Source organism: Klebsiella michiganensis (assembly GCF_015139575.1).
Lineage (GTDB): Bacteria > Pseudomonadota > Gammaproteobacteria > Enterobacterales > Enterobacteriaceae > Klebsiella > Klebsiella michiganensis.
Genome location: NZ_AP022547.1, coordinates 2,838,239 through 2,850,822, shown reverse-complemented (window position 1 = coordinate 2,850,822; position 12,584 = coordinate 2,838,239). Strand labels below are relative to the sequence as shown.

The 12,584-nt window shown below is 57.1% G+C and carries 13 protein-coding genes; 11 read left to right on the top strand and 2 right to left on the bottom strand.

The window, feature by feature from the left end; translation table 11 throughout:
• Nucleotides 1-198 precede the first annotated feature (198 nt).
• The 3 genes from JLG71_RS13465 (at nucleotide 199) to JLG71_RS13455 (ending at nucleotide 1,900) form a co-directional block, all read left to right on the top strand.
• Entirely contained in the window at nucleotides 199-798 is a 600-nt protein-coding gene (locus JLG71_RS13465) for a dienelactone hydrolase family protein (protein ID WP_025106279.1), read from the top strand.
• Entirely contained in the window at nucleotides 798-1,370 is a 573-nt protein-coding gene (locus JLG71_RS13460; RefSeq protein ID WP_200914282.1) for a DUF1349 domain-containing protein, read from the top strand. The genes JLG71_RS13465 and JLG71_RS13460 overlap by 1 nt, the downstream gene beginning before the upstream one ends.
• Before the next feature lie 137 nt (nucleotides 1,371-1,507).
• A complete protein-coding gene (locus JLG71_RS13455) occupies nucleotides 1,508-1,900 on the top strand; it encodes a VOC family protein (RefSeq protein WP_014229433.1) in 393 nt (130 codons plus the stop codon).
• Nucleotides 1,901-2,056: 156 nt separating this feature from the next.
• Here the strand turns inward: JLG71_RS13455 and JLG71_RS13450 are convergent, their stop codons facing one another.
• Both JLG71_RS13450 and JLG71_RS13445 read right to left on the bottom strand, forming a co-directional pair.
• Nucleotides 2,057-2,665, bottom strand: a complete 609-nt coding sequence (locus JLG71_RS13450; RefSeq protein WP_025106277.1) for a DJ-1/PfpI family protein — start codon at nucleotides 2,663-2,665, stop codon at nucleotides 2,057-2,059.
• 189 nt (nucleotides 2,666-2,854) lie between these two features.
• On the bottom strand, nucleotides 2,855-3,481 hold the full coding sequence (locus JLG71_RS13445) for a DUF1062 domain-containing protein (RefSeq protein ID WP_014229435.1): 627 nt from the start codon (nucleotides 3,479-3,481) through the stop codon (nucleotides 2,855-2,857).
• 366 nt (nucleotides 3,482-3,847) lie between these two features.
• On the opposite strand from JLG71_RS13445, the gene JLG71_RS13440 reads away from it, so the two are divergent.
• The 8 genes from JLG71_RS13440 to JLG71_RS13405 all read left to right on the top strand — a co-directional run bounded on the left by JLG71_RS13440 (nucleotide 3,848) and on the right by JLG71_RS13405 (nucleotide 12,573).
• Nucleotides 3,848-4,867, top strand: a complete 1,020-nt coding sequence (locus tag JLG71_RS13440; protein WP_048262879.1) for a LacI family DNA-binding transcriptional regulator — start codon at nucleotides 3,848-3,850, stop codon at nucleotides 4,865-4,867.
• Nucleotides 4,868-5,164: 297 nt separating this feature from the next.
• Nucleotides 5,165-6,118, top strand: coding sequence for an ABC transporter substrate-binding protein (locus JLG71_RS13435; RefSeq protein ID WP_014229437.1), 954 nt, complete (start codon nucleotides 5,165-5,167; stop codon nucleotides 6,116-6,118).
• Between the two features lie 65 nt (nucleotides 6,119-6,183).
• Complete coding sequence (locus JLG71_RS13430; protein WP_048252269.1) at nucleotides 6,184-7,716, top strand: sugar ABC transporter ATP-binding protein; 1,533 nt, start codon at nucleotides 6,184-6,186, stop codon at nucleotides 7,714-7,716.
• Entirely contained in the window at nucleotides 7,703-8,722 is a 1,020-nt protein-coding gene (locus tag JLG71_RS13425; protein ID WP_004851056.1) for an ABC transporter permease subunit, read from the top strand. Before JLG71_RS13430 ends, JLG71_RS13425 begins: the two co-directional genes overlap by 14 nt.
• 77 nt (nucleotides 8,723-8,799) lie before the next feature.
• On the top strand, nucleotides 8,800-10,170 hold the full coding sequence (locus JLG71_RS13420; protein ID WP_200914281.1) for a hypothetical protein: 1,371 nt from the start codon (nucleotides 8,800-8,802) through the stop codon (nucleotides 10,168-10,170).
• Nucleotides 10,167-11,087, top strand: a complete 921-nt coding sequence (locus tag JLG71_RS13415) for a carbohydrate kinase family protein (protein WP_200914280.1) — start codon at nucleotides 10,167-10,169, stop codon at nucleotides 11,085-11,087. Before JLG71_RS13420 ends, JLG71_RS13415 begins: the two co-directional genes overlap by 4 nt.
• 239 nt (nucleotides 11,088-11,326) lie before the next feature.
• Nucleotides 11,327-11,467, top strand: coding sequence for a hypothetical protein (locus JLG71_RS13410; RefSeq protein ID WP_004851064.1), 141 nt, complete (start codon nucleotides 11,327-11,329; stop codon nucleotides 11,465-11,467).
• 314 nt (nucleotides 11,468-11,781) lie between these two features.
• On the top strand, nucleotides 11,782-12,573 hold the full coding sequence (locus tag JLG71_RS13405; protein ID WP_200914279.1) for a class I fructose-bisphosphate aldolase: 792 nt from the start codon (nucleotides 11,782-11,784) through the stop codon (nucleotides 12,571-12,573).
• Nucleotides 12,574-12,584 lie beyond the last annotated feature (11 nt).

Genomic DNA, 12,584 nt, shown 5'->3' with positions numbered 1-12,584 from the left:
AACTGGATAGACTTTAAGCTGAAAAAACAACGTTACTTTGATGTGATGGCGTATCGTGACGTTGATCCGACCAGGAAAATCAAAGACCTGGATGCACGAGCAATCTTCCGGGCGGTATGTTTATACTACAGGCGTCAGCCTTGATAAACTGACCTTCCGACCGGAGATAAACCCATTTTATCCGCCAGAGGCGCATGTATGTTACCTGATTGCGATAAAGCCATCGTCCTGCTGCATGAAATCTACGGCATCAACGCGCATATTCAGCGATCCGCCGCGACCTGGCGCAGCCGCGGCTTCGATGCGTACACGCCAGCGCTTTTCCCTCACTCTGCGCCGTTCGCCTATGAGCAGCAGGAGCAGGCCTGGCGCCACTTTTCCGATAATGTCGGATTTGATACCGCCGCCATCGTGTCGCTGCTGGCCGAGCTAAGAGCGAAATACGGCACGCTAATCCTTATCGGCTACAGCGTAGGCGCCACCTTAGCCTGGCTGGCCGCCAGAAGCGGACTCTGCGACGGTGCGGTTTGCCACTACGGTTCACGGATCCGCCAGTACTGCGATGCGGCGCCTCCGTGCCCAACGCAGGTGATTCTCGCCCGCCATGAGCCGGCGTTCGATCCCCGCGCCCTGCAAAACGAGCTGGAGAAATATCCCTCCGTGGCCTGCCGGATGTTCAATGCGCAGCACGGCTTTTGCGATGCCGACAGTCCGGCGTGGGATGCGCGCCTTGCGCAGCAGGCGGACGAAGACACGCTGCGGTTTTTAACGCTTATTCAGCAAAGACAGGAGGCCTGATGCATCAGATATTTCAATGGATTAACGAACCCGCGACATGGTCAGAAGAGGACGGCGAACTGCGCGTCGTCACCGATGCGCAAACCGACTTCTGGCGCGAAACCTGGTACGGGTTTAAGCGTTTTTCCGGGCATATCTACGCCACGGAAGCCGCGGGGGACTTCACTTTTCAGGTAAGGGTGCGAGCAGATTTCAGTACGCTGTATGACCAGGCAGGGATCATGTTAATGCAGGACGCCAGGCGCTGGATTAAGGCCGGTATCGAGTACAACGACGGCGCGCCCGCTATCGGTAGCGTACTGACGCAGGGAACATCAGACTGGGCAACCGGTATTTTCCCGGGCGACCCCGGTGAGTTCTGGCTGCGTCTGACCCGCCGCGGAGAAGCGCTGCGCCTGCAGTATTCAACGGATGGCCAACTGTGGCCGCTGCTGCGGCTGTGCCCTTTTCCGGGCGGCGCGGCGAAGGTCGGCATCATGTGCTGCACGCCGCAGCGCAGCGGCCTGCGGGTTACTTTCGACCAGATATCACTGCTGCCGCCGAATGATAAAGATTTGCACGATCTGAGCTGAGCAGTCGGCTCGCGCGCGGGCAAAATCGCTGAAGAATCGCGACGGAGGTATGATTTCTGGCTCCTCGGGCTGCCCGTGCTCCCGCCTTGCTGCTAGATTGGCAGCAGCAACCTTCAGGCGAAAAATGAGGAGGAGTCATGTTTTCCTACATCATGCTCGGCACTAACGATCTGCCGCGCGCGATTCGTTTTTACGACCCGTTGATGGAGATGCTGGGGCAGCCCCGGAGCGGCCGCAGCGAGCAAGGCGCATCGTGGGGGACATTCAGCGGAAACCGCACCATCGGGCTGTGCGTTGGCAAACCGTTCAACCAGCAGCAGGCAACAGCGGGCAACGGCGCTATGGTGGCCCTGAACGCACGTTCGGTTGAGCATATTCAGCAGTTGCATCAGCTGGCGCTACGCCTGGGAGGAAGTGATGAAGGCGCCCCAGGACATCGCCCGCAGTACGGTGAAGGTTTCCACAGCGCCTACGTCAGAGATCCGGACGGCAATAAGCTGGCGTTTGTTTATTACGCAAACGCAGATTAAGCCCCACGCCGGATAGTTGCCGGATAGTTGCCGGATAGTTAAGGCAGGGTTAGCGCATGGCGAAACCCTGCGCAACAACCCTGGCAACTCTCAATATAGCGACGGATGCTCTCAGCCAGATGATTCGATTTCGGCAAATGGCCATGCTTGTCTGCATCAGCCTTCCGTAAACATTCCCGACCTGAACGTCTCCCTCATGGCTTCGATCTCTTGCTGGCGGGCCGCCTTTAAGGCAGACAGCATATTGCAGGTAAAATCCACAAAGCCAACGCCGTTGGCAGTCACCAGGTTACCGTCGCGAACCGAAGGCACGTTTCTGTATCGCGCGGCGCCGCTGTAGGCTGACCCCGCCCGGCTCTGCAGGTAGGCCAGCCCGTTCGAGGTGTGGTCGACATCATTGAGAAAGCCATGCGCGCCAAGAAAGGCCGAAGCGTCGCATATCGCGCCTACCACAATCTGCCGGGCCTGCGCTTGTTCTACCAAAGGTACAACCCGCCGGGCCTCCTCTCCCCACCAGTTCATTCCGCCCACCAGCACCAGCGCGGCGTAATCATCGGGTATCGTCTCGAAGGTATAATCCGGCAGGCAGCGCACCCCGCCAATTGACCTCACCGGCCCCTCATCGGCAGCCACGGTTCTGACTTCGTATCGCGGTTCCCATACGCCAAACCCGCGGCGCAGCCCCGGTGCCAGCAGCGCGAACTCCCAGTCGGCGTACTCCTGGATGAGGACAAACAGCACTTCTTTACGCGTATCCATAGACATCGCACTCTCCTTTTATTAACAGAATTTGCCGTCGCAGCATCCGGGGTACCGATGGACACTATCGCCGTACTGCCGCCAAAAACTGTATAAATTCACAGTATAAAAGGCAAGGCTATTTTGCCCCTTGCGGCAACCCGAATCGATTTTTGCGAGTCAGCTCCCCGGATAGAAAACTATCCGGGGCAATGGCTATCGTCTCCCGCGCGCTGAGCCCGCGTTTAATGAAATAGGCCTGCGCGCCAGGAGAACCTCCCTCGTGATGTACAGCGTATATCCCTCCGGCCGCAGCCTGGGTGCCCGCAGTTCTTTCAGCGTAATACCGACGATATCTCCCGATTGAAGACGTTGACGGATCGCGCTACCGCTAAGCCGCAGCGCTCGTCTCAGGACCGACAGCAGGCTGGTCTGAAAGGCGCGCGTGACCCTGACATCCACCCTCACCTGAGAAGCGCGAACAAGGTTGATGCGCCAGCGTTCCTGAACCACAAAGTCAGGCGTACCCGATAGCGCCGCGCGATTACGCCGCAGAACGACCGGATCGTGAGAGTAAGCTTCGACGGCAGATTTATCGTTAGCGATAAGTCGCGCGTAGAGCTGCGGATTGATTTTGCTGACGGGCAAACGCGAGAACAGGCTGATGTTCCAGGTATACGCGCAGCGCACGCACTTATAGATACTCCAGACATCGAGCACTTTTTTTTGCGAGTTGACCCGGAAGGCGCCGGATGGGGTGAAATCCTGCTGCCCATGACAGGCGGGGCAGCGCTTGCTAATCAGCTGATAGCCGACTGGCCTGACGTTCCATGTAATTTTCATGGTGAACCTTTTTTTAACCCATACAAAAGCGGATCCGTCGAAAACGGACCGTGATTTTTGCGATGTGAAAAATATTTAGAGAATACTTTTCAGTGGGTTAAAAAAAGATTTCCAACGCGACGACCCTGTCTGACCGTGAATGAATGCGTTCAAGAGTAGCAAAGCGGCAAGCGGGCTAAATATGCATTAAATCAATAAATACATAGAAATCATTCACAAACGACGTTGTTTACCTTCTGTTCACAAAACGAGAAGCGGCTCACTGATCAAACAAACCTAAACGTTTATGTTTAGCCTCATAAACGTTTAGGTCAAGGAAATAGCCGTCTGTATCGCGGGTAATTTCATAAATACAGAGAGCGAAATATGCGTAAAGCAACGATGCGGGATGTGAGTGAAGCGACGGGATTTTCTATGTTTACCGTTTCACGCGCGCTAAACGGTGGCGATGGCGTTGCTGACGACAGCCGGGAGCTGATTTTAAAAGTGGCGCGAGAACTCGGCTACGTACCTAACCGCGCGGCCCAGGCGCTACGCCGCTCAAGCAGGGACTCGGTGGCGGTGATTACCGCCCATGCCTCGAACTCTTACTACCTCAACCTGATGTCCGGTATTCAGCAGATGCTGCAGCCGTCGCAGTGGACCGTAGTGCTTGGCGATATCGCGGTCAACGGTACCTACGACCGCGCGCAGGAAGATCGCATGATTAACCGCCTGATCGAGTCGCGAATGGCCGGGATCATTTCGACGGTGACGCTTCAGCCGGAAAGCCTGAGCCTGCTGGCGAAATGGGATATTCCGGTCGTCTTCGTTGACTCACCTCCCCGCGGCGAGCACAACTTTCCCAGCGTCACGACCGACAATTATCAGGCCAGCCTGCTGGTGGGGACCCATCTGGCGCAGCACGACTATAAAAGCTGGCTGCTCCTCATCTACCCGGACCGCTGGACCACGCGTTTTGAACGCGAGCGCGGTATTCGCGAGGCCGCGGAGCGCTGCGGCGCAACGCTTGAAGTTGTCGAAACGGAGAACGACGCGCAGTCGGCTGCGGACACCCTGAGCCGATACCTGGACCGCCAGACATCGCTGCCGGACGCGCTCATTGCCGGTAACAACCCTATTCTGCTGGGTTCACTTAAACAGCTTCAGCAGCGCCAGATAGCCATCCCCGACGATATGGCGCTTATCGCCTACGATGAATTCGACTGGGCGCCGCTATTAAATCCGCCGCTAACGGTGCTTAATGAAAACAGCGAAGAGATTGGCAGGCAGTCGGCTGAAATGCTTATCCAGTTAATTAATCCGGAAGGAAAAGGAGAAATTAATACCCAGCGTAAAGTTCCCGCCGAACTGGTTATTCGCCAGTCCTGCGGCTGTAGAAAATAAATAACTATTAAAAAGAGGCAATTGAGATTGCTGACAACGTATCGCCCGGACGGCATTGCCCGGCGGCGCTTCCCCTGCACGGGCCGACAGAAACGGCGCTTGCGGTTTTCGTCGGCCGGGTAAGGCGCCACCCGACAAAAAAGCGGGCTACGGCGTGCTATACGCGCTCATCATTTTAGCGATGTAGATAACGGCTGAATTTCAGTCGCTACCGAAAAACAACATCAGGGGATTATTTCTGAGGCTTCCCCACACCTGGCCGTACCTTATACCACACGATAATGAAAGGAGCAGAATATGACCAAACTTCGCAAAGCATGGCTGGCTGTCGCGGTTAGCGCGGTAATCACCACCATGACAGGGTTTATTCCCGCAGCCAGCGCCGCGCCGCAGGATGGCAAAAAAATCTCCCGCATCGGCTTAATGGTGCAGGACATGTCCAACCCCTTCTTCTCGGCAATGGAAAGGAACGCTAAGCAGGCCGCGGCGCAAATCGGCGCAACCCTTAACGTACAGGATGCGCAGGTCGATCTGGCAAACCAGAACACGCAGATTGACGCGTTTATTCAGCAGAAAGTGGATCTCATCATTATTTCCGCCGTCGATGAGTCCGGGATCGAGCCGGCCATTCAGCGGGCAAAAGCCGCCGGAATTATCGTTATCGCGGTCGATACGCCCGCGAAAGGCGCAGACGCGGCGATCATGACCAACGCCATCCAGGCCGGGGAAACCTCCTGCGAATACCTGTTCAGCCAGATGGGCGGCAAAGGCAAAGTGCTGCTGGTGGATGGCACGCCGATTCAGACCATTATCGACCGCATCAAAGGCTGTAAAAACGTCGCGCAAAAATACCCGGATATCAAAATCGTCGGCCAGCAGGCATCGCGCAACGACCGCGCTTCCGGCCTGATGGTGACCACCGACATGCTCACAGCCAATCCGGACGTCGCCGGTATTTTCGGCATGAACGATCCTTCCGCGCTCGGTGCGGTACTGGCCGTTGAACAGGCAGGCAAAGCGGGCGCGATCAAAGTTACCGGCGTCGACGGTAGCCCGGAAGCGGTTGAAGAACTTAAGCGCAGCGGCTCGCCGTTTATCGGTACCGCAACGCAAAATCCGGGCGAAATGGTGCGCCAGGCCATCACGCTTGCTCAGGATATGGTCGACGGCAAACCGATCGCCTCTCATACCGTCCTGATCCCCAGCGTACTGGTCACCCGCGATAACGTCGACAGCTATCCGGGCTGGTAATCACTTCGTCACTTTAAGAGGCAAAAACGGGATGACGCTCAGGTTCATCCCGGAGGGCAAAGACAATGGCCGATACAACATCACCTCCCTTGCTCAGGCTGGAAGGGATTTCAAAACGCTACGGCGCGACCCTGGCGCTGAACAACGTACGCTTTGATTTATTCGCCGGAGAGGTCCATGCCCTGATGGGGGAAAACGGCGCGGGCAAATCCACGCTGATGAAGATCCTCTCCGGTAACGAGCAGCGCGATAGCGGCGTTATTTTTATCGACGGGCAGGAGATTGATATTCGCACGCCCAGGGATGCCCGCAAATATGGCATCGCCATTATCCACCAGGAGCTGAATACGGTTCCCGATATGACGGTGGCGGAAAACCTGTTTCTCGGCCAGGAACCGACCGCTTTCGCCGGTATTCTCGATCGCAAACGGATGCACCGGGAGGCCAGAGAGAAGCTGGATCGGATTAACGCGGACATCGACCCGCAGGCGCCGCTCGGCTCGTTGAGTATCGGGCGTCAGCAAATGGTCGAGATCGCCCGCGCCGTCAGTGAAAACGCCAAAGTGCTGGTGCTTGATGAGCCGACCGCCGCCCTGTCGCGGGCGGAGACTCTCCAGCTATACCGGCTGATCGAGCAGATGCGTCAGGATGGCGTCGGGATGGTCTATATTTCGCACCGCATGGAAGAGGTATGGCAGCTGGCAAACCGGGTCACGGTCTTCAGGGACGGCACGTGGATCGGCACGGAAATCCTCGGCAACGTCTCAACCACCGATATCGTCCGCATGATGGTCGGCCGGCAAATCGTCGATCTCTATCAGCACGAGCCGCGTACGCCCGGCAAGGTACTGCTGGAAGTCAGGGACCTGGCAGGCAGTGCGACCGGCCCGGTCTCCTTTGAGGTCAACGCGGGCGAAGTGGTCAGCATGTCCGGTCTGGTGGGCTCCGGGCGAACCGAAGTCGCTCGCCTGCTCTTCGGCGCCGACCCGCGCACCCAAGGAAGCGTGCGCATTGACGGCCGGACGAGCAATCCGGCAGACCCCACCGCCGCTATCGCCGACGGTATCGGGATGGTGACCGAAGACCGTAAAACTCAGGGACTGTTTCTGGGGCATTCGGTTGAGCACAACATTGATATCAGCTCGCTGGATAACTTTGTCGCCGGCGGCGTGGTGAAACGCAAGACGATTCGCGCCGCCGTCCTTGAGCAGATGCGCAGGCTGCGGCTGCGGGAAAATGCGGTTGAACTGCCCGTCAGCGCCCTGTCCGGCGGAAACCAGCAGAAAGCGGCGCTGGCGCGCTGGCTGCTGCGCGATTCGAGGCTGCTTATTCTCGATGAACCGACCCGCGGCGTGGATATCGGCGCCAAAAGGGAAATCTACGAACTGATCGACAAGCTCGCCCGCGCCGGGAAAGCCATTCTGGTGATCTCCTCCGATTTACCGGAGGCCATCGGCATTAGCGACCGCGTGCTGGTCATGCGCGGCGGGCGAATCGTTCATCAGTTACCCTCGTTTTCAGCCACGGAAGAAGAAGTGATGCTGCACGCAACAGGAACCTTTACCAGTCAATCCGGAGAATGCCATGGACAACAATAAACCTGTGACGGAACTGCCGGTCAAAGCGCCGTTTGATTTTGCGAAATGGTGGGATCGGGTGGGGATCTTAATCGTTCTGCTGGTGCTGCTGATCCTGATGTCCACCTTCGCGCCAAACTTTAACCGCGTCGATAATCTGCTGAATATCGCCCGCTCGATTTCCGTCAACGCTATTCTGGCGGCGGGCATGACCTTCGTCATTTTAACCAGCGGCATTGATTTATCCGTCGGGTCAATCGTCGCCGTTTCCGGCGTAGTCTCAGTGGTCGCGGCGATGGCCGGGCTCCCTGCGCCGCTGGCGATTCTGGCCGGCGTTGGCGTGGGCGCGCTGTGCGGCCTGCTTAACGGCGTGCTCACCGCCTATCTCGCTCTCGCGCCCTTTATCGTCACTCTCGGCACCATGACCTTCCTGCGCGGTATGGCCTACACCATTACCGAAGGGCAGCCTATTGTGTCGAGCAGCCTGAGCTTCCGCGAGCTGGGAAATGGCTATCTTGCCGGTATCCCCGTGCCGGTCATTATTATGCTGATTGTTTATCTGCTGGCGTGGTTCATTCTTGAGCGCACGCGGTTCGGCCGTCATATCTATGCCGTCGGCGGCAACGCCCAGGCCGCGCGCCTGGCCGGCGTACGGGTCAAACGCGTGCTGGCGGCGGTCTACATGATTGCCGGCGTCTGCGCGGGTCTGGCGGGAATTATCTTCGCCGCCAGGGTGATTTCCGCCCAGCCCACGGCGGGTACGGGATATGAGCTGGACGCCATTGCGGCGGTGGTGCTGGGAGGCACCAGCCTCGCCGGTGGACGCGGGCGGATTATCGGCACCCTGATTGGGTCGATTATTCTTGGCGTACTCAGCACCGGCCTGATTCTGCTGAGCGTGCCCTTTTTCACCCAGCTATTGATTAAAGGCATCGTCATCATTCTTGCCGTGGCGATTGACGGGCTGAAGCAGCATCCGGAGCTGTTTACCTTCTGGCGGAAAAAAGAGATCGCCCGTACCCGCTAGCTTTCCCTGACGCTTTGTTTATCCGCCGCGCTGGCGGCGGGTCTTCGCACGCTTAAATTTTAATGGAGTATACCCTCATGACATATCACATTACGCTGACGGACCCGATGAACGGTACCCGGGATCGCGAACCGATTACGTTTACTCTCCCGGAGAAACTGCAGGAGCCCCTGTGGTGGGCAATCACCAGCGAGGACCAGCGGATCCTTTGCCAGCGCCTCACCCATGAGTCGACGCAAAACAGTACCACCTTTATCGCGACGGTCAGCTTCAGCGGGACCCTCAAGATGCGGCTTGACCGCCCGCTCACGGCGGCTGAAGTCGGTGAAATCGCCGGTATCCACCGGCTGCCTGGCCGGGAAAAGGACTGTTTTGTCCGTCTCAATACCGGCTGTTTCGATCTGGAAATGTGTCGGGGAACCGCCCAGGGCGTCGGTGCATCCAAGTGGGGGCTGCGCCATTTTCGCGCGCTGCAGGACAACGTCGAGCTGCTTCCTTCCGGAAATAACGCCATTGGCGGGTTTTACGGCCCGTTTTTCACCCCGGAAAATGGGCTGATAAACCCGCCGGAGCATACCCTCGTTGATATTGAGATCCTCGAGGAAGGCCCGGTCTATCATCACTACCGCATGCGCGGCGCGATCCCCGACGGATTATTACCGGAGCTGCGCGGTAAACGTTTCTCCATCGACTGGAAATTTAGCTGGAACACGCCCTGGTTTCAGCGGCGCTACTGCGTAGATGATTTTTCAACGGTGATTAACGGCCGTTCGGTGACCAACAAGATCACCGTCGGCGACGAATTTGAGAGCGGCCCGGGAAAACTGCTGTTCGATCGCTTCGCGGCGTACGGCGGCACCCGCTATCGCGCGGGCGACCCCTATGCCGAAGAGCTGGTCGCCATGGTGGCCAATACCGTCACCACCTCGGAAAACCAGAGCCCGAAATTTACCGAATTCCGCGAACAGCTCGCCGATATGGCCTCCGCCCACTGGGATCTCTACTGGCGGATGTTCTGCCGCTGGGAGAACGTGCTCGATGAGGCGGAGATTCGCGAACGGCTGAGCCAGGTTCGCGCCCGGGCGCATCGCAGAGCCGATCTCACCGAGCGGGAATGGCTGCTGACCGATTCGCCCGTTGACGTTTCCGCCGTCGCGGATGAAACCATCTTTCCCGGGCCAGCCAGTAAAACCGTCGAGTATGATTCAGCGAGCGGCCGGGCGATGATCTGGTGGACCTCCCGCCCCTCCGGCGCGTTTCAGATAGTCCAGCGCCGCCAGTCCGGATGGGTTAACTGGGGCAGCAACGGCGAAAACGAGTGTCCGGAGCTCCCCGTCGGCGTCGATATCAAGACCGCCTGCGGACGTTTTGCCGAAAACTGGATGCAGGTAGCCGATCGGCTGGAAACCCCGCCGGTGGTCGCGGTGAGCCAGGGAGAAAAGCCATGATCCTCTGCTGCGGAGAAGCACTTATCGACATGCTGCCCTGTCAGAGCCGCGAGAACGCCCCCGCCTTTACTCCCTGCGTTGGCGGAGCGGCGTTCAATACCGCCGTCGCCCTGGGTCGCCAGGGGATGGCGGTCGCGCTGTTTTCCGGTTTATCGGACGATTTTATGGGTGACATGCTGCGCCACACGCTTGACGCCTCCGGCGTGGATTATTCGCCCTCAACCCGCGCGCCGCTGCCCACCACCCTCGCCTTCGTCAGGCTGGTAGGCGGTCAGGCCCGCTATACCTTTTACGATGAGAATAGCGCCGGTCGAATGCTGACTGAAAACGACCTGCCGACGCTCGGGGATGACGTCTCCGCCGTTCTGTTCGGCTGCATCAGCCTGATCGCCGAACCGTGCGGCAGCGTTTATGAAGCGCTGATGGTAAGGGAAGCGCCGCGTCGGGTGATGTTCCTCGACCCTAATATTCGTGAAATTTTCATCCCGGACCGGCAGAAACACCTGGCGCGCATGAGGCGCATGATTGCGCTGGCGGATATCGTCAAGCTTTCCGATGAGGACCTCGCGTGGTTTGCCGAACCCGGCGAAGAGCATGAGGTGATAGGCCGCTGGCTGGCGCGGGGGCCGAAGCTCATCGTGGTCACCCGCGGCGCTGACGGCGCTGATGCCTGGACCGCTGATTTTCATCTGCATGTGCCCGCTATTCGCGTAGCGGTGGCCGATACCGTCGGCGCGGGCGATACGGTGAATGCCGGTATTCTCGCCAGCCTCACGCAGGCCGGGCTCCTGGAGAAGGAGAAACTAGTGACACTGTCACGTGAGCAGGTTCGCCAGGCGGTGGATCTGGGGATGCGCGCCGCCGCGGTGACGGTTTCCAGGCCGGGCGCTAACCCGCCCTGGGATCATGAACTCTGAAGACAGCGGACGCTCTGTCAGCAACCGACAGCCAGATGAGGGTCTGAAACAGCGTTTATTGACGGACCCTTATCCTGATTTATGTTGTATATGATTTGAGTCCCAATTATTGAATGAAAGCTAAACCAGCTTCATTTATTCATGGGTTATTGCCGACTAATCCATTAATATCAGCTAATTAGATCGTCATTCAGTTTCTGTCGATCCCGTTAACAGACATCAGGGACAGGACGTCAATAATGAAAAACAATCCATGGTTCGTGCGTTTGCGTAATACCTCTATTCCGCAGCATAAGCTGCGTCCGGCGAAATGGCTGGCGCTGATTGCCCTGCTGCTGCTGCTGGCGCAGTTGACGATAGAGTTTTTACTCTTAGCATAAGCACAATAAAATCGGCTGTTGGTGTTCAAATTCGCAAGCGCCGATAAGATTAAACTCAAGTTTAATTCGTGATAAGCATCTCAGTTTATCAATAACGGCTAGACAAAAAGAACGCAGGCATGCTAGTAATTAATTCAAGCAAGGGAACGGATTTAAATTAAACAGCATTTAAACCCTACCCGTCAGGCTGAAAAATTAATTGATAATGGTTTGGATTGCTGAACGATTATCAAAAGGGTAAGTGAATCGAAGGCCCTCAGAGACGAAAGTCTCTGAGGGCCTTTTTTGTTTTTTTCTATCTCAGGAGTCAAAAAATGTCTAAAGAACGTCGTCTCTCTCGCATTTTCGCAAAAGATGGTAAATCCGTCACGCTGGCGCTGGATGGCTACTATTTTTCAAGCAAAACAAATGGTATTGATAATACGATAAATCAGCTCCCGACCCTTGTTGAAAGCGGCCTGGACTGCGCGCTGGTCACTTATGGCATGTTGAAAAATTTCCGCGAAGTTTTCAATTGCGTTCCCGTTGTATTACGCGTCGATAGCACAGTGAATATTTTTGATAATACCGTTCCCGATACGACCCCCGTCTTTTCCATTGAGGATGCGCTGAAAGTGGCTGCGGAAGGCGTGGTGTGCATGACCTTCCCCGGCGCGTTCAATGAAGAGAAAACGCACATCATGACGATGCAGCTGGCGCAGGCCGCCGATCGCTGGAACGTGCCGCTGATCGTGGAATCCCTGCCGTACGGCTATCCCGTGACCAGCGACGACTCCAACAACCCGGCCGTTATCGCCGCCTCGGCCCGCATCGGCGTAGAGCTGGGGGCTGACGTGATCAAAACCCGCTTTACCGGTACCGAAGATGATCGGCTTATCGTCGAAGCGGCCGGCGTGCCGGTACTCGCGCTGGGCGGCCCGAAAACCGGCATCGACGGTTATTTTAAATTTGTGCAGCACTGTATGCAGGTGGGTGCAAAAGGCGTGGCGGTGGGCCGCAATATTACTCAGGACCCACAGCCGGCAAAAGTAGTAGCAGGTCTGAACGCCATCATCCATGAAAATGCCACAGCGGAAGATGCCTACAGCCTCTACATGGCTAAATAACATCGGATATT